The organism is Butyrivibrio hungatei DSM 14810, from assembly GCF_900143205.1.
GTDB classification, from domain to species: domain Bacteria; phylum Bacillota; class Clostridia; order Lachnospirales; family Lachnospiraceae; genus Butyrivibrio; species Butyrivibrio hungatei.
The window spans coordinates 389,073-410,064 of sequence record NZ_FRDH01000003.1; the positions used below are offsets into that span (position 1 = coordinate 389,073).

29 protein-coding genes and 1 pseudogene are annotated in these 20,992 nt (G+C 40.0%); 1 reads left to right on the plus strand and 29 read right to left on the minus strand.

Going from position 1 to position 20,992, the window contains the following annotated elements:
- Nucleotides 1-3: 3 nt before the first annotated feature.
- From BUA02_RS01775 to BUA02_RS01870, 21 genes and pseudogenes are all read right to left on the minus strand, one after another.
- Entirely contained in the window at nt 4-384 is a 381-nt protein-coding gene (locus tag BUA02_RS01775) for an alpha-galactosidase (protein WP_083572604.1), read from the minus strand.
- Nucleotides 385-492: 108 nt separating this feature from the next.
- Nucleotides 493-1,266 (minus strand): N-acetyltransferase, encoded by a 774-nt coding sequence (locus tag BUA02_RS01780; protein ID WP_072700504.1) that lies wholly within the window; start codon nt 1,264-1,266, stop codon nt 493-495.
- Nucleotides 1,267-1,298: 32 nt separating this feature from the next.
- Nucleotides 1,299-1,370: pseudogene (locus BUA02_RS16220) on the minus strand (GyrI-like domain-containing protein); the annotation flags it as partial.
- A gap of 4 nt (nt 1,371-1,374) precedes the next feature.
- Nucleotides 1,375-2,286, minus strand: a complete 912-nt coding sequence (locus tag BUA02_RS01785; RefSeq protein WP_072700506.1) for a helix-turn-helix transcriptional regulator — start codon at nt 2,284-2,286, stop codon at nt 1,375-1,377.
- A 266-nt stretch (nt 2,287-2,552) separates the two neighbouring features.
- A complete protein-coding gene (locus BUA02_RS01790) occupies nt 2,553-3,110 on the minus strand; it encodes an ATPase (protein WP_072700508.1) in 558 nt (185 codons plus the stop codon).
- A gap of 4 nt (nt 3,111-3,114) precedes the next feature.
- On the minus strand, nt 3,115-3,294 hold the full coding sequence (locus tag BUA02_RS01795; protein WP_022754341.1) for a hypothetical protein: 180 nt from the start codon (nt 3,292-3,294) through the stop codon (nt 3,115-3,117).
- 593 nt (nt 3,295-3,887) lie between these two features.
- The gene (locus tag BUA02_RS01800; RefSeq protein ID WP_072700510.1) at nt 3,888-4,310 is read right to left on the minus strand and encodes a C-GCAxxG-C-C family protein; all 423 of its coding nucleotides are present in this window, start codon (nt 4,308-4,310) and stop codon (nt 3,888-3,890) included.
- 18 nt (nt 4,311-4,328) lie between these two features.
- Nucleotides 4,329-4,847 (minus strand): GNAT family N-acetyltransferase, encoded by a 519-nt coding sequence (locus BUA02_RS01805; protein WP_083572605.1) that lies wholly within the window; start codon nt 4,845-4,847, stop codon nt 4,329-4,331.
- A 24-nt stretch (nt 4,848-4,871) separates the two neighbouring features.
- Nucleotides 4,872-5,348: a GNAT family N-acetyltransferase gene (locus BUA02_RS01810; RefSeq protein ID WP_083572606.1), complete on the minus strand. Its 477-nt coding sequence runs from the start codon at nt 5,346-5,348 to the stop codon at nt 4,872-4,874.
- A gap of 14 nt (nt 5,349-5,362) precedes the next feature.
- Nucleotides 5,363-5,590, minus strand: a complete 228-nt coding sequence (locus BUA02_RS01815) for a thioredoxin family protein (RefSeq protein ID WP_072700514.1) — start codon at nt 5,588-5,590, stop codon at nt 5,363-5,365.
- Nucleotides 5,591-5,604: 14 nt separating this feature from the next.
- The gene (locus tag BUA02_RS01820; RefSeq protein WP_072700516.1) at nt 5,605-6,603 is read right to left on the minus strand and encodes a permease; all 999 of its coding nucleotides are present in this window, start codon (nt 6,601-6,603) and stop codon (nt 5,605-5,607) included.
- Nucleotides 6,603-6,905 carry an ArsR/SmtB family transcription factor gene (locus tag BUA02_RS01825; RefSeq protein ID WP_072700518.1) on the minus strand — a complete coding sequence of 101 codons (303 nt, stop codon included), beginning with the start codon at nt 6,903-6,905 and terminating at the stop codon, nt 6,603-6,605. The genes BUA02_RS01820 and BUA02_RS01825 overlap by 1 nt, the downstream gene beginning before the upstream one ends.
- 132 nt (nt 6,906-7,037) lie before the next feature.
- Nucleotides 7,038-7,358: a DUF5714 domain-containing protein gene (locus BUA02_RS01830; RefSeq protein ID WP_278299854.1), complete on the minus strand. Its 321-nt coding sequence runs from the start codon at nt 7,356-7,358 to the stop codon at nt 7,038-7,040.
- Nucleotides 7,359-7,365: 7 nt separating this feature from the next.
- Nucleotides 7,366-7,842 carry a GNAT family N-acetyltransferase gene (locus tag BUA02_RS01835; protein ID WP_242872216.1) on the minus strand — a complete coding sequence of 159 codons (477 nt, stop codon included), beginning with the start codon at nt 7,840-7,842 and terminating at the stop codon, nt 7,366-7,368.
- Nucleotides 7,835-8,278 (minus strand): MarR family winged helix-turn-helix transcriptional regulator, encoded by a 444-nt coding sequence (locus BUA02_RS01840; RefSeq protein ID WP_072700521.1) that lies wholly within the window; start codon nt 8,276-8,278, stop codon nt 7,835-7,837. Before BUA02_RS01840 ends, BUA02_RS01835 begins: the two co-directional genes overlap by 8 nt.
- Nucleotides 8,279-8,501: 223 nt before the next feature.
- Nucleotides 8,502-8,900, minus strand: coding sequence for a 30S ribosomal protein S9 (gene rpsI, locus BUA02_RS01845; protein WP_072700523.1), 399 nt, complete (start codon nt 8,898-8,900; stop codon nt 8,502-8,504).
- Nucleotides 8,901-8,926: 26 nt separating this feature from the next.
- Nucleotides 8,927-9,355: a 50S ribosomal protein L13 gene (gene rplM / locus BUA02_RS01850; protein ID WP_022772976.1), complete on the minus strand. Its 429-nt coding sequence runs from the start codon at nt 9,353-9,355 to the stop codon at nt 8,927-8,929.
- A 243-nt stretch (nt 9,356-9,598) separates the two neighbouring features.
- Nucleotides 9,599-10,354, minus strand: a complete 756-nt coding sequence (gene truA, locus BUA02_RS01855) for a tRNA pseudouridine(38-40) synthase TruA (RefSeq protein WP_072700525.1) — start codon at nt 10,352-10,354, stop codon at nt 9,599-9,601.
- Nucleotides 10,355-10,396: 42 nt separating this feature from the next.
- Nucleotides 10,397-11,200 (minus strand): energy-coupling factor transporter transmembrane component T family protein, encoded by an 804-nt coding sequence (locus BUA02_RS01860; RefSeq protein ID WP_072700527.1) that lies wholly within the window; start codon nt 11,198-11,200, stop codon nt 10,397-10,399.
- A 16-nt stretch (nt 11,201-11,216) separates the two neighbouring features.
- Complete coding sequence (locus BUA02_RS01865; RefSeq protein ID WP_071176697.1) at nt 11,217-12,065, minus strand: energy-coupling factor transporter ATPase; 849 nt, start codon at nt 12,063-12,065, stop codon at nt 11,217-11,219.
- Nucleotides 12,066-12,082: 17 nt separating this feature from the next.
- Nucleotides 12,083-12,931, minus strand: coding sequence for an energy-coupling factor transporter ATPase (locus BUA02_RS01870; RefSeq protein ID WP_071176698.1), 849 nt, complete (start codon nt 12,929-12,931; stop codon nt 12,083-12,085).
- 122 nt (nt 12,932-13,053) lie between these two features.
- Here BUA02_RS01870 and BUA02_RS01875 point away from each other — a divergent pair, with 122 nt between their 5' ends.
- Entirely contained in the window at nt 13,054-13,968 is a 915-nt protein-coding gene (locus tag BUA02_RS01875) for a M15 family metallopeptidase (protein ID WP_072700529.1), read from the plus strand.
- 552 nt (nt 13,969-14,520) lie between these two features.
- Here BUA02_RS01875 and BUA02_RS01880 read toward each other — a convergent pair.
- The 8 genes from BUA02_RS01880 to BUA02_RS01915 all read right to left on the minus strand — a co-directional run bounded on the left by BUA02_RS01880 (nt 14,521) and on the right by BUA02_RS01915 (nt 20,852).
- Nucleotides 14,521-15,057 (minus strand): bL17 family ribosomal protein, encoded by a 537-nt coding sequence (locus BUA02_RS01880; protein ID WP_071177509.1) that lies wholly within the window; start codon nt 15,055-15,057, stop codon nt 14,521-14,523.
- A 158-nt stretch (nt 15,058-15,215) separates the two neighbouring features.
- Nucleotides 15,216-16,172 carry a DNA-directed RNA polymerase subunit alpha gene (locus BUA02_RS01885; protein WP_071176700.1) on the minus strand — a complete coding sequence of 319 codons (957 nt, stop codon included), beginning with the start codon at nt 16,170-16,172 and terminating at the stop codon, nt 15,216-15,218.
- 45 nt (nt 16,173-16,217) lie between these two features.
- On the minus strand, nt 16,218-16,811 hold the full coding sequence (gene rpsD, locus BUA02_RS01890) for a 30S ribosomal protein S4 (RefSeq protein ID WP_071176701.1): 594 nt from the start codon (nt 16,809-16,811) through the stop codon (nt 16,218-16,220).
- A gap of 159 nt (nt 16,812-16,970) precedes the next feature.
- Nucleotides 16,971-17,381, minus strand: a complete 411-nt coding sequence (gene rpsK, locus BUA02_RS01895; protein WP_071176702.1) for a 30S ribosomal protein S11 — start codon at nt 17,379-17,381, stop codon at nt 16,971-16,973.
- Nucleotides 17,382-17,482: 101 nt separating this feature from the next.
- Nucleotides 17,483-17,851 (minus strand): 30S ribosomal protein S13, encoded by a 369-nt coding sequence (gene rpsM / locus BUA02_RS01900; protein ID WP_071176703.1) that lies wholly within the window; start codon nt 17,849-17,851, stop codon nt 17,483-17,485.
- Between the two features lie 192 nt (nt 17,852-18,043).
- Nucleotides 18,044-18,157 carry a 50S ribosomal protein L36 gene (gene rpmJ, locus BUA02_RS01905; protein WP_013280022.1) on the minus strand — a complete coding sequence of 38 codons (114 nt, stop codon included), beginning with the start codon at nt 18,155-18,157 and terminating at the stop codon, nt 18,044-18,046.
- 198 nt (nt 18,158-18,355) lie between these two features.
- On the minus strand, nt 18,356-19,276 hold the full coding sequence (locus tag BUA02_RS01910) for a hypothetical protein (RefSeq protein ID WP_072700531.1): 921 nt from the start codon (nt 19,274-19,276) through the stop codon (nt 18,356-18,358).
- A gap of 196 nt (nt 19,277-19,472) precedes the next feature.
- The gene (locus BUA02_RS01915; RefSeq protein ID WP_072700533.1) at nt 19,473-20,852 is read right to left on the minus strand and encodes a uracil-xanthine permease family protein; all 1,380 of its coding nucleotides are present in this window, start codon (nt 20,850-20,852) and stop codon (nt 19,473-19,475) included.
- Nucleotides 20,853-20,992: the final 140 nt, after the last annotated feature.

A 20,992-nucleotide genomic window follows, 5' to 3' on the forward strand; every position in this document is an offset into this window, starting at 1 on the left:
CTCTTAACATTTCTTTCTAAAATGAAGTTGTATTGCCGGGTATGAACCGAACACGGGATCAAACCTTCCGCCGCCACCCGAGCATCCCTCAATCATCACATCAGGGAAACTGTCCCTCAATCTCTCCATCAGTCTGTATGAGCCAAGGACAAACCTGTGGGCCACTTCTCCCTGCCTGTCTGCGGGGAGCCCTCCGGAAAAGACATTTGACAGTGATCTGTTGAAGTCCCACTTGATGTAGGATATCTTAGCACTCCTAAGCACCGCTGAAATACTCTCGTACAAATAGTCTATAACATCAGACCTGGACATATCAAGCACCAACTGATCAAAAGCACACAGGTTGCACTCCCAGTAGCTACAGAGAAAATGGTTCCGCTGCATTAGCCAACTAGTCTGTAAGTTGTGAATCTATGCTATTGCCGCATCAATGTCTTCCTTTAATGTCCCCTCATCCATCTGATGATGAAATGCTCGTTTTAGCCTTTTCAGCTATCTCAGACTTCTTAGTCTTGTCCCATCATTCCTTGAATGTTTTAAAAACTTCTTATCATTCATTTGCTCATTAGTTACATAATCCCCATCACAGAACAGTGCATATGTGGTAATTGGTGTTGGAGCATTCTGAGCCTGATCTCTGGTCTCTATTCTGATCGCTCTAAACGGTATTCCATTGTTCTTAGCAGTCTCTTCCAAAATAGGCACATACTTGGCATTAAATGGGCACTGATTCGTGTAATAAAGCACGTATCCTTTTTCATCGATACGAGGATGCTTTGCGCATTCCTTGAAGCATGGTGTTTCAACACTTTTTTCAAAGGACAGATACCACAGCTGGATTCCATTATCGGCTTCATCACAAACTTGGAAGCCTTTGAATGCTAGAAACTTTGGATCAGAAAGGAATGGCTTTTTCTTAGCAGCAGATAATATGCAAATTCCCTTCTTCCCCTTTTCCTTACTGTCCTTTATGCACTCATTAAGAAGATCACTTGAATATCCATGTCCCTTTAAGGAACCTGAAACCCACAGACAATCGATATACATATATTCCGGTGCATTTATCGGATTCCACGCATACTCTGCCGGGATATATTCAATAAAGCATTTACCGCGTTCGACACTCTTTAAGAAAATAAGCCCTTCATCAAATCTGTCAGCAAGCCAGGCTTTCTTGGATGATACCTGTATATCTTTATTGTTTGATATAGCACAACAGATGTGTTCTTCTTCAAGATTATCCTTGGATACTCTTATATACTCCATCTTCAGCTCTCCCTTCTAATAGGATGTCTTATAACCGTCACTATGGAAGGCGTATCATTAGGCATGTAGAATTCTTTGTACTCCTTCTTATAATCGAATGCCATGTCTTTAGTCCTCCTTGTAAATCGTCGCCATTTTCTGTACCATCTTTGAAATCTGCCTCCTGGCTTCTACCGGCTCAAGCACTTCTGCTTTATTTCCAAAGGTCATTATCCATGTGATCAAATTATCTGAGTCCGTGTAATCCGCAGTAAACATAAGTCTACCATCCTCTGTTTCCGTAAAACAGTTTGGTCCGAATTCCTCCACTAGGCGCCACTTTACATCCTTTGAAAACAGCGCTTTTACCTTGATTCCACCAGGAAATATCTTTTCTGTAGACAGATCAGGTAATGGAGCGTTTCTGCAGACAAATCCTTTATCCGTTTCAACCACTTTAACCATGCGGTTTAATTTAAATAGACGATAATCTTTGCGCTTTTGACACCATCCATAGACATACCAGCTGCTCCACTTAAACACTACATAATATGGCTCAATAGTTCGTTTTCCTTCTCCCGCCTGAGCATAATAGTGGAAGGTCAAAAGATGCCTGTTTTCTATCGCATCCTGAATAGTAGATATCTTTGGAGCCAGCGATGTCTTGTACCAAGAAGACAGGTCGATAAGGACAGAATCCCTACCGCTGATAAACTCCGAAGAACCTGCCTGGAGCTTCTCCATAAGCTGCCCATAATATCCGCTTCCACTAACACTATCAAGGCTTCGTAGTCCCGCCAGGATCATCTGCATGTCACGGGATGTCAAAAGAGTCCTATCCATCTTATAGCCATCCATGATGCTTATACCGCCTCCAACTCCCTGGGTCGTTTTGATTGGTATTCCTGCCTGACAAAGAGTCTCAATATCTCTGTTTATGGTTCTTCTAGACACCTCGAAATGCTCAGCCAGCTCCGGAGCTGTCGTCACCTCTTTTTGCAAAAGAATTGATAGTATGCCGATCAGTCTGCCTATCTTCATTTGATTACCTTCTATAATTATCATACAAGCACAAACACGTCATCTATATGTCATGTTTATATTCTACACTATTTTAGACAACAAAAAAACCACAACCAGATGGTTGTGGTTTTCTGAAATCTGCAAGTGCAGATATTCTCATCTCTTTGAGAATTTTTTCAATGTCCTAAGTGCTGTGTTTGTGGCATTTCTAGGACGAGTTGCTGTTTACCTGCTGCGTACGGTAGAAAGCTCAGGGCTACTGTGTGCGGTTGGTGGCAACTTTGTTATTCTTTATTGTCAAACCATTTAGGAACTTTGTGGGATAATCTCACAAGACTACCATCTTTGTAAATTGCAAATCTTCTAAAATCTTCTGTGTTATCATATACCGCAACAAGATTACAAAGAGGAAGAACTCGCCAGAAAGCTTCTAATGAAGCGATATATCTTCTTTCGATATCAGCTTCAGCTACTCCATGTCCGCCTTGTGATACTCTTTTTGCAACACGCTCTTTTGCAATTTCAACACTATCTAATCCAATATAATGCATTTCAATTAAATAGCCATTCTCTTTTGCCATTGTAATATTTCTGATCACCGAATTGCCACACAATGTAGTTTCTTGGTTAAAGCTTGCTCCCTTTTCAATATATGAGTTAAGAAGCGAAACTGCTCTTTTCCCAGCTTTAAAAATATCAGCCAGACTCTTCCAATCTCCTCCAGATTCCTTAAGTATCTCATCCGCATTTACTCTGTTTTCACATTTAAGATCCGGATCAAGCTGATATAACGTAGATTTACCTGCGCCATTAACTCCCGCAACTATAGTAAACTTTTTCATCTACTCAAAAAAGATTCCTTTCAACAACTTCTTTTTGCCTTCTTTGTAGTAAAAAATCTCCTACCATCTCATAGAAATCTTTTTCTTCTTCAGTCTCACTCTCAAGAACAAGCTGTAAAGTATCCTTAGGATTTAATTTAGCTATTTCTTTATAGATATCACTATATTTTTTTACATCACACATAGACGTACCTCGTAAATCAATACAATAATTTTAAAAAAGAGAGTTCACGCATGAACTCTCCGGGCTATGGGCATCTCAAGATTCCATAGCGCATCCACTACATAAATCGCTTACTTATTAGGCTGTGCATCACCTTTAATAAAATAGCCAAGCTCCACGCTCGGCTAGGTCCCAAGTGTTATTCGCACCTGGCAACTCTGTTATTGATATAATAGCATATTTATAGTTTTTTTCAAGTTTGATCCATCATTTTCTCAATCAACAAAGTTGTAGAATTCTACACTTTTAGCGATTACCATAATTCAATAAAAAACACCCCAGGACATTGCCCTGAGGTGTAATAAGTCGTATATGATTGTCCAAAGACGTAATACGTTGTAAAACGATTATCTCTTTTAGAACTTTTCACCACCTTAAGTGCTGTGTTTGCGGCATTTACAGGATAAGTTGCTGTTTACCTGCTGCGTACGTTAGAAAGCTCAGGGCTACTGTATGCGGTTGGTTGAAACTTTAATAACCGCGATCAAAAATAATACTCTGATTTTACTTTCTACTCATTAAATCTTTGTCTGTCTTTTGTAAGATTAAATTGCTTATATTTCCATATCTTCCAGAATATCAACCGCAGATTCTACCGTTCTCGGACAAATATCCTTAAAAAGTCCATTCTCCCGGGCATAGAGCATCCCCGCTTCGGAGGATATGTCACAGCCAAGTATATCCTTGCAGATATATGAAGCATTCTTTTCTTTGAATCTTTCCATAAACTCAGCAGCCTTGGGGTAAGCCGTTGCTTTATAGTCTGGGCCGTCTCCGTATTTCAACCCGATCACCATGATTGCCCCGGATACAGCACCACACACTTCACCTTTTCTCACGCCCCCGCTAAAACATGCTGCCACTTTCATAGCCTGATCTACCGTCAGCCCATAATCATCCGCGTATGCTCCAAGAACTGCCTGCGAGCAATTGAATTTTTCATAAAATATCTTCATTGCTTTTTCTTTGTGTGTCATAGATCTTGACTCCGCTTACTATAGTTTTTTCTGCATCCATAACAGATCATACCATCTGTCAAATTTCTTACCTATAGTCTGCATGTGAGCTACTTTTTTATATCCCGATCGTATATGAAACTTATAGCTGTCATGTGTGAGATATTCATCCTCTTCATCACTATAGGCGGCTCCTGCAAGCAGGTTGACTATGTCCTGTTCTTTAAGCCTTTTTTCCAGCTCTTTGTACAACAACGAACCGATACCCTGTCTGCGATAATCCTTATCAACATAGATAGATGTTGTTGCTGTCCAGCTATAAGCTTCTCTAGAACTATATGGTCCCGCATACGCATAGCCGACGATCCTGTCTTTTAATAAGCACACCATATATGGATATTTTTCTTTTGTTGTCTTAATCCTGTTTTTAAATTCTTCAACTGACGGAGCTTCATATTCAAAAGAAACAGCGGTATTCAGAACATAATATGAATATATCTCCACCAGTTTTTTAGCATCTTCGGGATCAGCGTCCCTTATAAACAGTTCTCTTTCCATATTACCTCCAAAGACAATTAGTAATCACCCATACAGATATTCCTTGCTAAGATCTATCCTCATTGATACAATACCATTTTCCTCTGATAATTCTTCGTATCCCAAACGTTTATATAGGCTATATCCAATTCTCATAACTTCCGGTTTCGTTGTGAAAATCAATTCCTTAAAACCAAGTTCAAAAGCCTTATCCGTCATTGCTTTGAGCATTATCCTTGCATATCCTTTTCCTCTGTATTCCGGTCTGATAAACAGACGCTTTCCTTCACAGGTTTCGTCGCTTATTTTCTTTATGGCAACACAGGCAATGGGTTTATCTTCTTCATATCCTACTATTATCGCTCCACCAGAATAAAACCCAGGCAGATCATTCAATTCCTTATCAAAGGAAACAAAACAGCTTTCTGCCCCTTTGATATGCGAATACTCAACGAAAAGCTCTTTCACAATATCAGGACTAGTACACTCTTTCGTTTCAAAAAGCATAATATTCTCCTCCATATCCCTGACATCTCCTATAAGAATTTTTCAACTTCCTTAGCCTTAAGAACCTTTCCGGCTGAAACAACTTTTCCGTCGATCATAAGAGCCGGCATACTCATCACTCCAAAACCCATGATCTTTTCCATATCCGTGATATACTCTATCTCCGCATCGATCCCTTTTTTCGCTACTGCTTCTTTTGCAGATGCAAGGAGAGCTTCACAGCTTTTGCATCCTCCGCCTAATATCTTGATATTCATGACCATATCCTCCTTCAGATGAATAAATATTGAAATAAGTTGAAACCATACCCAACAATGATGATACCCACTGTACAGATGGCTATAAATGTTCCTAACAGTTTTGGCTTGATAGCTTTCTTCAGCATAATGAGCGACGGAAGACTGAGTGTAGTCACTGCCATCATAAAGCTTAAGATTGTACCAAGCAAAGCGCCCTTGGACAGGAGTGCCTCGGCTATAGGGATCACACCAAAGATATCAGCATACATCGGAATACCCAGGATTGTTGCAAGTATCACTCCAAAGGGATTTCTTCCCCCAAGCACTGCCCTGATCCAGCTTTCCGGAATCCAGTTATGTATCACAGCCCCAATCCCGACTCCTATCAGAATGTATGGAAACACTTTCTTAAATGTAGATACTACTTGGTCCTTTGCGTATATTAAACGCTCTTTAACAGGGAGGCTCGGAGTTTCTATTTCAACGCTGCTGTTTGCATTCCTGATAAAATCCGCGACCTGATCTTCCATATGAAGTCTCTCAATCAATGTACCACCTGCAACAGCGATCATAAGTCCCATCACAACATAAACGATGGCTATCCTTGCCCCAAAGATGCTCATAAGCAGTACGAGGCTCCCCAGATCTACCATCGGAGATGAGATCAGAAAAGAGAACGTTACTCCAAGCGGCAATCCGGCACTCGTAAATCCCATAAATATCGGGATGGATGAGCACGAGCAGAATGGTGTCACGGTTCCAAGCAAGGCCCCTACGATATTTGCTCCGATTCCGTGAAATCTGCCCATTATCTTCCTGCTACGCTCCGGCGGAAAGAAACTCTGGATATATGAGATCACAAAGATCAGCAAACAAAGAAGTATCGTGATCTTTATAACATCATAGATAAAAAAATGTATACCGGAGCCGATCCTGCTATCTATATCCAATCCTAATGCAGACAGGAGTTCTCCGATCAAAATGTTCAGCCACTTCATCCCCAGGATCTGTGTTTGAATAAAGTCCCACATCATACTTTCTCCTTACAGCATTTGCCGGTGGTTTCATTACAGAGAGTTTTAATAAATCTACAGAATTCTTTCATGATGTCCGTGTTTATTGAATAGTAGTGCCACTTGCCTTCTTTTCTGTCTTTAACCAGTCCCGAATCTACCAGTATCTTCATGTGATGAGAAAGAGTCGGCTGTGTAATATCGAACTTTTCAAGAAGCTTGCATCCGCACTTCTCCTGATCAGAAAGCATCTTAACTATTTCCATTCTGTTGGAATCTCCAAGAGCCTTACATACCAATACTTCGTCTAATTTAGCCATAATCTCCTCCTTACATTGATATTCGTCTATGTGTTGATGGTAACATATACATAGATGTCTGTCAATGTATTATTTCAAAAAGAGACAGAGTATGTAAAACTCTGTCTTATCCATCGTCCGTTATCCTGAAATTCAAAGTTCCATAATTTCTAAATCGTCCGAAACCAAAAGCTTTCCATTATCCAAATAACGGGCATCTTCTTTGATACACTGCTGGTTCTGCGATGAGAACTCACAGTGTTGTTTCTCATATTCAATCTGCACACCGAAGTGCTGTCTTACGTACTCTATTCCATGTTTGAACGCAATCATAGCATCTCTTTTACAACATCTTGGGCCATTTATCTTTCCAAGTTCTCCTATGGTGCTTGATGTAAGTGCCATGTGATCTCCACATGTGCGATCCTCAGAAAGTGGTCCTGTACCATCAATAATAGAAAGAGCTACTCCTATAAACTAATTATGAAGCTCTGTACTCCATAAGAGTTGTGTTCTGCCATTTTCCAAATCGATCTTTAGCTATTCTTTCCCTATAGCCAATTTCCCTGAAACCACATTTTTTGTGTAAGGCTATACTTGCTTTATTAATTGAAAATATTGCAGAATATATGCTCCAATATCCATCTTTCTCAGCTTCTCGGATAATCGTATTTACCAAAGCTGTGCCTATACCATGACCTCTATAGTTTCTATCAACATATACACTCATTTCAACGCAGCCTTTATATGCGCATCTACTTGAAGTAGGACTAAGCGCAATCCAGCCTACTACCTTCCCTTCTTCCTCAAAAACAAACCTGCAATTCCTTAAATGTCCTTCATTCCACTCAGCAAAACTAGGACACTCTGTATTAAAAGTAGATGTTCCCTCTTCTAATCCCTGCTTGTAAATCTCTGCTACTGTCCCCCAGTCTTCATCTCTCATTTCTCTAATCACAGCATTCCACCTCCGATTTTTTTATCGCATCATTATAAATATTTAACGCCTCTAAAACCTGACTCTGTTTTTCCTTTGGAATCATAGAAAAAACTCTCTTAAACTTCATATTCATATCTTTTTCTATTGTATTGAATCTTGCCATTCCTTCATCAGTCAGATTAAGCACTACGCACCTGCGATCCCTTGTTGAAGGTTCTCGCAAAACATATCCTTTTTGAACAAGCTCTTCTACAGATCTGCTTACAGCACTTTTATCCATCTTAAGAAGTTCAGCAAGTTCCTTTACACATATTCCAGGTTTTCTGCCTATCTCAACAACCAGAAAGCATTGAGATGTATTAACGTTACATTGACAGCAATCAGAACTGTTTAGCTTCTCAAGATTACGTTCTAATTCTCTGGTACTTTCTCGAAATAGCTTTACCTTATCCATCGAATGCCCTCCTATAAATTTAAATGATAAAATCATTAGTTGTATTTGTCAACCAATTTATAATATAAAAAAGCCACATAGCCGTTATAAACAACTACATGGCAATTACGTGGGCATATACTTTTCCATAAAAATCTCTCTTTCTTCTTTCGTCATTAAAACTGTAATATAAAAAAGACCCGGTACATTGTACCGAGTCTTCTGTAATCTGCCGAAGCAGTAATCATCTCTTTGAGAACTGTGGAGCACGACGAGCTTTCTTTAAGCCGTACTTCTTTCTTTCCTTCATACGAGGATCTCTTGTAAGGTATCCAGCCTTCTTAAGTGTTGGTCTGTATTCATCTGAATCAGCCTGAAGAAGAGCTCTTGAAATACCATGTCTGATTGCACCAGCCTGACCTGTTGTGCCGCCACCTCTTACAGTAACAACAACATCAAACTTGTCTGATGTCTCTGTAGCTACGAGAGGCTGTCTAACGATAACCTTGAGTGTCTCAAGTCCGAAATACTCATCGATAGGTCTCTTGTTGATTGTAATATTACCATTTCCGGATTTAAGGTATACTCTTGCAACTGACTTCTTTCTTCTACCTGTTCCGTAATAATTAGCTGACTTTGCCATTTTATTATTCTCCTTCACTTACCAGATTAAAATGTTAATACTTCAGGCTTCTGAGCTGCATGTGGATGCTCTGAACCAGCATATACGTGAAGCTTTGTGTACATCTCTCTACCAAGAGATCCCTTTGGAAGCATTCCCTTTACAGCATGCTCGATAACTCTCTCAGGCTTATCATTAAGCATCTGACGAAGTGAGAACTCTTTGTGATGTCCAACATAATCTGTGTGGTGCCAATACATCTTCTGATCAAGCTTCTTACCAGAAACCTTAATCTTCTCTGCATTGATAACGATTACATAATCACCTGTGTCGATGTTAGGTGTGTAAATAGGCTTGTTCTTTCCTCTAAGTACGTTTGCAACGTTAGAAGCAAGACGTCCAAGTGTCATATCTGTAGCATCAACTACATACCACTTCTTCTCAACTGTAGTTGCACTAGGCATATAAGTTTTCATTATGTTTCCTCCAAATAATTCGGCACATAGCAAAACTAGGTGCATTTTAAATATTTGTTACCTCTGAATGAACCCTTCACCTGATCCAATCAGTAAATATATGAACATATTGAAGCTTACCGGGACATCAACATGTCATGTACTAATAATTCATGTGGGCATAGTTATAGAATAAACTTTGTCACACAGTAAGATATTATATGACTTTTTTACCGAATTTGTCAATAAAAAATCCTCAAAAAATTACGTATCTGATGGGCCTGGAATTCCATCAAGAAACTCATATTTGATGAGGAACAGGCCTTGAGCCGGAGCAGTTGGTCCTGCTGCGCTTCTATCCTTTTTTTCAAGCATCGAAGTAATGTCAGAAGGCTCGCCTTTTCCCCTCCCTATCTGCAAAAGAGTTCCTGCAATGATCCTGACCATATTATAAAGAAATCCGTTACCAGTAACACTTATGATAACTTCATCACCATGGCGCTTCACACTTACTTCTTTGATAGTTCTGACATGACTAAGAGCCTGAGATTCTACATTGCAAAAGCTTGTAAAGTCACGCTCTCCCTCAAGAAGCTTAGCTGCCTCATTCATCTTTTCGATATCTAAAGGCATACTAAAATGGTATGTATAAAAACGCCTTGTAGGAACTGGCATTTTGGTATTAAGCACCCTGTATTCATAGGTTTTAAGCGTATCGCAATGTCTTGGATGAAAATCCTTGTGAACTTCTCTGGATTCTACAACACAGATATCTTCTGGCAATATATGATTCAAAGCATAGGAGAACCTGTCTCCAGGAATTGTGGAACAAGTGTCAAAAACTGCTATATTGCCATAAGCGTGAACCCCAGCATCTGTACGGCTTGCGCCGATGATTTCCACATCTTCGCCAGTTAGTCCATGAACAGCTCTGGCAAGCATCTCTTCAATTGTATTGTGGGTGCTCTTTTGGAACGCCCATCCATTATAGGCTGTTCCATCATAAGAGACTACCAGCATTACTCGTTTCTTTTCAGCCAACGCTGCGCTCCTTATAAATGATCAAAAAATAATTCTTCCAACAACTATCGCAAGGACAAAGTATCCGAAAACTAATGCATACGCTATCCTATCTCTGTTCTGGTAAATAAGCGGCTTCATCTTGGTTCTGCCTTCGCCGCCTCTGTAACATCTGGCTTCCATAGCCATCGCAAGCTCCAAGGCCCTTCTAAATGCAGATATGAAAAGAGGTACTAAAAGCGGAACAAGGCTCTTTGCCCTCTTAATCAAAGACCCGCTTTCAAAATCAGCACATCTTGCCATCTGTGCCTTCATGATCTTATCAGTTTCTTCAAGCAAAATTGGTATAAATCTAAGTGCAATGGACATCATCATTGATATCTCATGAACTGGCACGTGGAATAACTTAAGTGGTTTCAAAAGGCTCTCAAGACCATCAGTAAGGTTATTTGGCGTTGTAGTAAGCGTCATGATGGACGAACCTGAAATAAGCAGTATCAACCTAAATGCCATCTTAATTGCAAGGAAAAGACCTTCGTAAGTGATCGATATTTTCCAAAGAGTAAAAATTGCCCTTCCTGGTGTCAAAAAGAGGTTGAAGACCATAGTAATAAGTAGCAAAAAGAAAATAGTCTTCATGCCCCTAAAAATGAACTTAGGAGGCACATTGGAAAGCTTGATACACATTACTAAAAACAGAGTCGCCAGCAAATATCCTACAAAATTGTTAACTACAAAAAGAGAGATGATAAAAATGAAGGTTGTTGCCAGCTTAACTCTTGGATCAAGCCTGTGTATAACTGAATCAGTCCTATAATATTGTCCTAATGTAATGTCTCTTAGCATATCTATTTATCCTTCGTCAGATCCCAAAGCATTTGAGGATCTCGTTCTTGGCTTCCTCCAAAGTAGTAGCTCCAGGATCAACATTAAATCCTGCAGCAGATAATTCCTGCATAACGTATGTAACCTGAGGTGCAGCAAGTCCAATCTCCTCAAGCTCTTTGTAGTGCTTGAACACCTCTTTTGGCTCATTATCAAAGGCAACTCTGCCCTTGTTCATAACAATGATCCTCTGAACATAATCGGCTACATCATCCATACTATGGCTTACCAATATGATGGTTATACCCATTTCTCTGTGGAGAGATGAGATAAGATTAAGAATATCTTCTCGTCCTTTGGGATCAAGGCCTGCTGTAGGCTCATCAAGGATCAGAACTTCTGGCTTCATAGCTAAAACGCCCGCTATAGCCACACGTCTTTTCTGACCACCTGAAAGATCAAATGGAGACTGGTAAAAATAGTCATCATCAAAGCCAACCTGTTTTAAAGCTTCGTAGGCTCTGAGCTCAACTTCTTTTTGTGGAAGTCCAAGATTCTTTGGTCCAAAACAAACATCTTTAAAGCAGTCTGTTTCAAAGAGCTGATGCTCAGGATACTGGAAAACAAGTCCCACCTTGGCTCTTAGGTCTTTTTTATTAAAATCAGGATCATTTATATCCTTGCCATCAAAATAAACATTTCCGCTTGTTGGCTTAACAAGGCCGTTCATATGCTGGATAAGTGTAGACTTTCCAGATCCTGTATGTCCAATAAGGCCTATAAACTGCCCCTTTGGTATCTCAAGATTGACATCGATAAGTGCAGCATGGGCCATTGCTGTATCTTCATCATATATGTAATTGACATGATCAAGTATGATTGACATTTCTATTCTCCAAAGCTTTATTTCTTAAGCTTTTTAAGTTCTTCTACAAATTCTTCTCTTGTGAGGATTCCATCTGGAAGTGGAAGTCCGCTCTTTTTGAGCTCATGCGCCAGGAGTGTCACCTGTGGAACGCCAAGTCTTAGCTCTTTTAACCTATCAACCTGCGAAAAGATCTCTCTAGGTGTGCCCTGCATCTCGATATGGCCCTTGTCCATAACAAAGACCTTATCTGCATGGATAACCTCTTCCATATAATGAGTGATCAGGATAACTGTGATGCCCTCAACATCATTCAGCGCTCTAGCAGCTCTGATGACGTCTTTTCTACCATTAGGATCAAGCATGGCTGTAGGTTCATCCATGATGATGCACTTAGGATGCATAGCAATAACTCCTGCAATAGAGACTCTCTGCTTCTGACCACCTGATAAATGATTAGGCGAAGACTTTCTGAAGCTGAGCATATTGACTGCCTTGAGGCTCTCTTCTACTCTATCCCATATTTCCTTGGTTGGAACGCCCATATTCTCTGGGCCAAATCCAACATCCTCCTCAACAACCTGACCGATTATCTGGTTGTCAGGGTTCTGGAAGATCATACCTGCTTCCTGTCTGATATCCCAAAGATGCGAATCATCTTCAGTATCCATGCCATCTACAAAAACATGTCCTTCTGTAGGGTATAAAAGGGCATTGAAATGCTTGGCAAGAGTAGACTTGCCTGAACCGTTATGGCCCAGAATAGCAATGAACTGGCCAGGCTTCACATCAAGATTGACATCATCAACCGCTCTTGTGATTCCTTCAACATTACCTTCTTCATCTCTTCTGATATATTCAAATACAAGTTTATCTGTACGAATCATATGTTTTACCTCTAATCATTCCGATTCAGTATACCACATATGAGCGCCCTAGGTATAATATCTTCTGCACTTATGCTAAATTTATGTTATCGTTAATGTATCAATATTTTCGGGGAACTATCATGAATAAAAAGTATTTTAAAGATTTCGCTCTATTGGGGGCAGTTATCATAATATGTGCCGTTGCGGCAAGGCTACTAGCAGGTGGTGAAACGCTTGAGCAGTACGCATCAAATAATCCTGACGCAGCTGGTGTTACAGCTTCTGCTACATCTGAATCTTCAACTTCTGAAGCATCAGTAGTAGCTTCTGAAACCAGTTCATCAGCTACAAGCTCTTCAGAATCATCCTTATCCGCTAATTCAGATTCCTCTGGAAAAAGCGCTTCTGATTCATCCAGTGCTGATAGCAGCTTACTTGTAGAAGTCTCAACTGAGCGAGTGACCTATGTAGATGGCTTCTATTATGAACCGATTTCAAATGATGTATTTAAACGCATCTCAGGGGTATCCTACCCAGTAGACTGCACCATTTCTCTTGACGATCTAAGATATGTAGGTCTCTTATATGTTGATTTTGATGGAAACACTCAAAATGGTGAGATGATCTGCAATAAAGCTATTGCGCAGGACATCCTAGAGATATTCTCAGAGCTTTACAATAACGGATATCAGATTGAAAGCATTAAATTGATAGATGAATTTGATGGAGATGATAATGCATCAATGCTCGCTAATAACACTTCCTGTTTTAACTACAGAGTGGTGGAAGGAACCAATAGACTATCAAATCACGCTAAGGGACTTGCAATTGACCTTAACCCCTTCTACAATCCTTATATCACCTACAACAAAGATGGTAGCACTAACATCTCTCCTGAAGGCAGTGAAGCCTATGCTGACAGAAGTGCTTCCTTCCCCTATAAGATTGATGAAAATGATCTCGCCTACAAGCTCTTTAAAGAGCATGGCTTTACCTGGGGCGGCAACTGGAACTCAGTTAAAGACTATCAGCACTTTGAAAAGAAAATAGGATGATGTTTTAACTTGGGCATGTCTTTTTTAGTTTTTTCTATTTTAGGCATGCCATTTTTTACTTGTTTATTCAAATCCGGCATGTCTTTTTCTAGTTTTCTTCTATTTAGTCATGCCAGTATTTCTAGACATATCCAAAATTAGCATGTCTTTTTTCAATTTATGCCAATTAGACATGCTCACCTCAAAAGTTCTCATCATCTAAAATATCCTAGAAACAAACTATTAGCATATAATTTAGTGCGTTAATATTTGCTTCTACTATATAGATATATCATGCAACAAATCCATGTTTATTGACTCCACAGCCAGCTATAGTGAGGAAATGAAAGTATTCTGAACGATTTATTTTTTGAAGATGATACATGGCAATATAAAAGCCTGAACTGATAAGTGCTTTGAACAAGGTGAAACTTATCAGTTCAGGCTTTTATATTGTCTTATGTATCACTGATAAAAATACCAAGTGAAGAATACTTTCATTTCCCACTATAGCGTCCGTGAATCCAACAAAAAAGGGATGAGCATTTGCTCATCCCTTTAATAAAGTCAGAATTAAACTAACTCAAGTACAACCATCATAGCTGCATCGCCTTTTCTCTGGCCGATCTTGATCATACGAGTGTAACCACCCTTACGATCTGCATACTTAGGACCGTACTCATCGAAAAGCTTTGCTACAAGGTCAACTTCCTTTGTGTTCTTCTTTCTTCCCTTGTTCTCCTGTGGAACATCAAGAACTGGGTAAAGAGTCTTAAGAAGCTGTCTTCTTGCGTGCATACGTGAAGGCATATCCTTCTTGATTTCCTTCTTAACAGTTGTATACTTAGTAACCTTCTTGCCGTCAACTACTTCCTTTACTCTCTTGCCATCTTTGTCCTTCTCAGGAACCTTGCAATCTACTGTAAGTGTCTCGTAGTTGTCCTTCTCCTTAGCTGCAAGAGTGATCATAGGCTCTACGATCTTCTTGATTTCCTTTGCTCTTGCCTCTGTAGTAACAATCTTTCCGTTGTAAAGAAGTGCTGTTACCTGGTTACGAAGAAGTGCTCTTCTAGGTTTTGTTGCTTTTCCAAGCTTTCTGTACATTGCCATGATATTAATTCCTTTCTCATCAGCAGGCTTCCCCTGCATGTTAACATAAGGAAATGCCCATCGGACTTACTCCCCAAATGCTGTTGATAATTACTATGAGAATCCGCATCGGTACACATCGGATTTACCCTCCGCGGATATTCATTTAAAGATATTACTTATTCGCCATCTGCTCTGAGTGAAAGTCCAAGCTCATCAAGCTTAGCAAGAACTTCCTCAAGTGACTTACGGCCGAGGTTACGAACCTTCATCATATCATCAGGAGTCTTGTTTGCAAGTTCCTGAACTGTATTGATTCCAGCTCTCTTGAGGCAGTTGAATGAACGAACTGAAAGTTCAAGTTCATCAATAGACATCTCAAGAACCTTACCCTTCTCATCATCTTCCTTCTCTACCATAACTTCTGCAGTCTTGGCATTTTCAGAAAGATCAATGAACAGGCTAAGATGCTCTGAAAGAACCTTTGCTGCAAGGCTCACAGCCTCGTCTGGAGCAAGTGTTCCATTTGTGTGAACATCAAGTGTAAGCTTATCAAAATCAGTAACCTGACCTACACGAGTATTCTCAACAGTTACGTTTACTCTCTCTACAGGTGTGTAGATAGAATCGATAGCGATCACTCCGATAGGAAGATCAGCACTCTTATTCTTGTCTGAGCTTACATAACCTCTTCCCTTAGTGATAGTAAGCTCCATGTAGAGCTTAGCATCCTTTCCAGAAAGTGTAGCGATTACCTGATCAGGATTCATGATCTCGATATCCTGATCTACCTGAATATCAGAAGCTCTGACAACACCCTCACCATTGAACTCGATATAAGCTGTCTTTGGTTCGTTAGTATCAGAAGAATTTCTAATAGAAAGATTCTTGATATTCATAATGATCTCAGTTACATCTTCCTTAACACCAGGAATTGAACTGAACTCATGCAGAACGCCTTCAATCTTAACCTGGCTAACTGCTGCACCAGGTAATGAAGAGAGCATAATCCTGCGAAGGGAATTGCCCAGTGTAATACCGTAACCTCTCTCAAGAGGCTCAACTACGAATTTACCATACTTCTTATCATCTGAGATTTCAGCAACTTCAATATTTGGTCTTTCAAAATCAAACACTGATATACCCTCCTTAAGTGGTTTGTTAACAAGTTAATTATATCATTATTTAGAATACAACTCGACGATAAGCATTTCGTCTACTGGCACGTCGATAACTTCTCTTGATGGAAGTTCCTTGATTGTACCCTTAAGGCCATCCTTGTTAACATCAAGCCATTCAGGAACAAGTCTACCTGCTGTGATCTCAGCGATATCCTTAAATCTCTGGATATTCTTAGCTGCTTCTTTAACTTCAACTACATCGCCAGCCTTGATAAGGTATGAAGGAACGTTGATTGCCTTTCCATTAACTGTGATGAACTTATGAAGAACGATCTGTCTAGCTTCTCTTCTTGTTCTTGCGAATCCCATTCTGAATACTACGTTGTCAAGTCTTGACTCAAGAATTGTCATAAGGTTTGCACCTGTCTGACCCTTCATTCTATCAGCTCTCTCATAGTAGTTTCTGAAAGGCTTCTCAAGAACGCCGTAGATGAACTTAGCCTTCTGCTTCTCGCGGAGCTGAAGTCCGTACTCGCTCATCTTCTTACCAGCTCTAGCTGATGTTCTCTTTGACTTCTTGTCATATCCAAGGAATGTTGGATCCAAATCAAGTGATCTGCATCTCTTTAATACTGGAACTCTGTTTACTGCCATTTTTTGGCTCCTTTCATTATTATCAGATAAATTTCATTCTGATGTTGTTTACAATGTTTGCTGAAACCTGTTCAGCATTTGCACCTTCGTCCAACGAGTTAAATTGAAAATTATATTAGCACATGTAACTCGCAACATATTGCGACAATATACTATCGCTCAAACTCTACGACGCTTAGGTGGTCTGCATCCGTTATGTGGTACAGGTGTTACGTCTGTGATAGATGTAACTGTAAGGCCACTTGCAGCAAGAGCTCTGATTGCAGCTTCTCTTCCTGATCCTGGTCCCTTAACGAATACATCAACAGTCTTAAGGCCGTGAATAAGTGCAGCCTTAGTTGCTGTCTCTGCAGCTACCTGTGCAGCATAAGGAGTAGATTTCCTTGAACCCTTAAATCCCAGACCGCCAGCACTTGCCCAGCTAAGAGCGTTACCTGCAGCATCTGTCAATGTAACGATTGTGTTATTGAAAGATGACTGGATGTGTGCCTGTCCGTGTTCAACGTTTTTCTTGACACGTTTCTTAGCAGCTGCCTTCTTTGCAGCTACTGCTGATTTCTGATTTGCCATTTTAAACTAACCTACTTTCTTCCTATTATTACTTTTAATATAGTTACTGTCTGAACCTGCCATGCCAGATTCAATTGGTCCCAATAGCTTAGCGGAAAGAATTACTTCTTCTTATTAGCGATTGTTCTCTTTGGTCCTTTTCTTGTTCTTGCATTTGTCTTAGTTCTCTGACCACGGCAAGGAAGTCCTCTTCTATGACGCATTCCTCTGAAACATCCGATCTCAGTGAGTCTCTTGATGTTCATAGCAACTTCTCTTCTGAGGTCACCTTCTACATCGTAGTCATTACCGATAATCTCGGCAATTCTCTTTACTTCTTCATCTGTAAGATCACGAACACGTGTGTCCGGATTTACTTTTGCTGCTTCAAGAATCTTGTTTGAGCTTGTTCTACCGATACCGTAGATATATGTCAAACCGATCTCTACTCGCTTATCTCTAGGTAAATCTACACCTGCAATACGAGCCATTCTAATTCCTCCATTTGAATAAAAATTAAATAATTATTTGTGAGAAGCTTTACTCCTCTTGCTCCTACCTATAAGTCGCGGGAGCTGTTACTTGTTTGATTGGGGTCACATCTCATCGACCCAATCGGACAAAGTATAATCCGATCTTTCCAATACACATTGGTATCAAAAAGTAATCCGAAACGGCTCGAATTATCCCTGTCTCTGTTTGTGCTTAGGGTTGTCACAGATTACTCTGATAACGCCCTTTCTCTTAATAACCTTGCACTTCTCGCACATAGGCTTAACAGAAGACCTAACTTTCATTGTTTCTCCTTTCCTGCATGGTAACAGAATAATGCCTGAAAAAGGGCATAATTACCCCTTTTCCTAAAAAGACCATTTAACATCATAGCACATGCCAAATCAATAATCAACAAGTTTTTGTAAAAAAATATCAGGATTTCGATAAATATTTTCACCAAAATCCTGATATCAAAAATCACTTATGAAATTATATTAAGATTACTCTTTAAAGAATGGATTAGCAAACATTGCAATGTCTGCAGGGGTTCCACTCATTCCAGAATAGAAGTCTTCTGTTCCAGAAAAGCTTGTTGCTGGATCTCCGCCATATCCCTGGGCGCATCCACATATATATCCATTTTCATCTACAGCGATGAGCCTTACAAAACCTAAGTCCATGCTTTTATCACCTGTAAGATTCCACTGAACTGCATAATTGCCATTGGCATCTGTTCCAAGCTGCCAATCGCCTTCCCAAGGTACATACTCTCTTTTTGCCTCTTTTACCTCGATTGTTTCCCAGTGAATCTCACCTGTTGGAGTTCCCTTACATTCAACATCGTAAAGAACTGAGTTACCAGAACCAATTGTGAGTTCATATCCACTTACACTACCAATCTTGTTTCCGTTTGCATCCACAGCATCTCCTCTGGCATTTACAAATATCTCTTCATTATATAGATTGGTAAAAGCTATAAGAAGACGAACTGTCTCGCCATCCATGTAAGGAGCAATTGAGATTGCAAATCCATCCATTCCATCAGGTGAATAAACAACGCCCCATTTGATCTTGTTATAATCTGACTCAAGGTTAGCAAGTACCTGCATAGCTTCATCTGTAACATAATAATCTGTGCCATCGATAGTTGTACTGTTTACAGCGCCTGTTCCATTTCCTTCTAATGAAAGTCCATCTTCAGAGCTAGCCTCTTCTACTGCCTCCTCTGAAGTAACCTCTGTAGCTTCCTCTTTTTCAGGTTCTTCTGTAGTAACCTCTTCATTAGTATCTTCTACTATTGTTTTTTTGCCACCCTTAAACTCTGAATCAGGTGATTCTGGATTCTTTGATGAGTTTGATCCGCATCCTGCAAGACATGTGACTGCAAGCAAAACACATAAAAGCTTTCCAATCTTCTTCATATTTCCACCTCTTTGTTAACAGATTCGTAATATTGTACTATCAAAAACATACTACACGCAACTGGATTTTAGATAAACCCAAGCCTTTGCAAAAAGCTTGCTGCTATTTCTCTGATTGTGGGAAATAAAAAAGACAGCCACCGGATATCAATAACCGGAGCTGCCCTTTTATTTTTAACTTATTATATGTAAACAATCAAACTGCCTCGTGGTTATTAAAACTTACACCTCTGTTGATGTCGCCCTTGTGATTCTCACCGAAGTTATAATCATTTCCTGGAAGGACTGCATTGAGCACGATACCAAGAAGAGCTGCTATAGCAAGTGATGTAAGAGTTACAGGTGTGTTACCGATTGTAAATGTGATACCGTCTGAGAAACCAAGACCTGAAACAAGGATAACAGCTGCAACTATGAGGTTTCTTGACTTTGTGAAGTCTACCTTATTTTCAACTACGTTTCTAACACCGATAGCTGAGATCATTCCGTAAAGCACGAAGCTGATACCACCGATGATGGCTGTTGGCATTGTTCCGATAACATCGGCAACCTTAGGAATGAAGCTTACTACGATTGCATATACAGCAGCAATCTCTACTACCTTAGGATCATAAACCTTTGAAAGTTCGAGAACGCCTGTATTTTCACCGTATGTTGTATTAGCAGGGCCTCCGAAGAGTCCGGCAAAAGCTGTTGCAAGTCCATCTCCGAAAAGTGTTCTGTGAAGACCTGGATCTTCAATGAAGTTCTTACCTGTTGTAGCTGAGATAGCTGAAATATCCCCAACATGCTCCATCATTGTTGCAATGGCGATAGGAGCCATAACAAGAATTGCTGTAATATCGAACTTAGCGATAACAAAAGGAGGAAGTCCTACCCAGCTTGCCTCTGCAACTGGTGCAAAGTTAAGTATTGGAGATCCATCTACATTTGTGATGCCTGCAGCATTCATGATGAGTGCTACTACATAAGAAATAACTACGCCCATGAGGATAGGAATGATCTTGAACATTCCTTTGCCCCAGATGTTAAATCCGATAACAACAGCAAGTGCTACGATAGCAAGTGGCCAGTTAGCAGATGCATTTGAAACTGCTGATGGTGCAAGTGAAAGACCGATGCAGATGATGATAGGTCCAGTTACTACTGGTGGAAGGAAGTGCATAACCTTCTTGACACCTACAAGCTTGATGATAACTGCAAGAACCAGATATAAAAGTCCAGCAACAACAATACCGCCGCACGCATATGGAAGCTTCTCTCCATAAGTCATGTCTGCATATTTACCAGTATTTAAATTAGCAACAGTGGCAAAACCACCAAGGAATGCGAATGATGAACCCAGAAATGCGGGAACCTTGAACTTAGAAAATAGATGAAATAGAAGTGTACCAACACCTGCAAAAAATAGTGTTACTTGGACTGAAAGTCCTTCCCCGTTAAAATAGCCGTTGACCAAAATTGGAACTAAAATAGTTGCTCCGAACATTGCAAACATATGCTGCAATCCCAGAAGCGCCATTTTAGGCTTGCCCAACGTTGTGGCATCATAAATAGCCTGTCTTTTCTCTCCCATGTCTCTCCTCCATATTTGATTTTCAAAAAAGATTAAAATGATTTTACGATTTTTTCCAAATCGCCATATGGATTATATCACAACCTACCTCGTCCGTCATGAATTTTTTCACTATTTTTTTGATTTATTTTTCGCTTTAT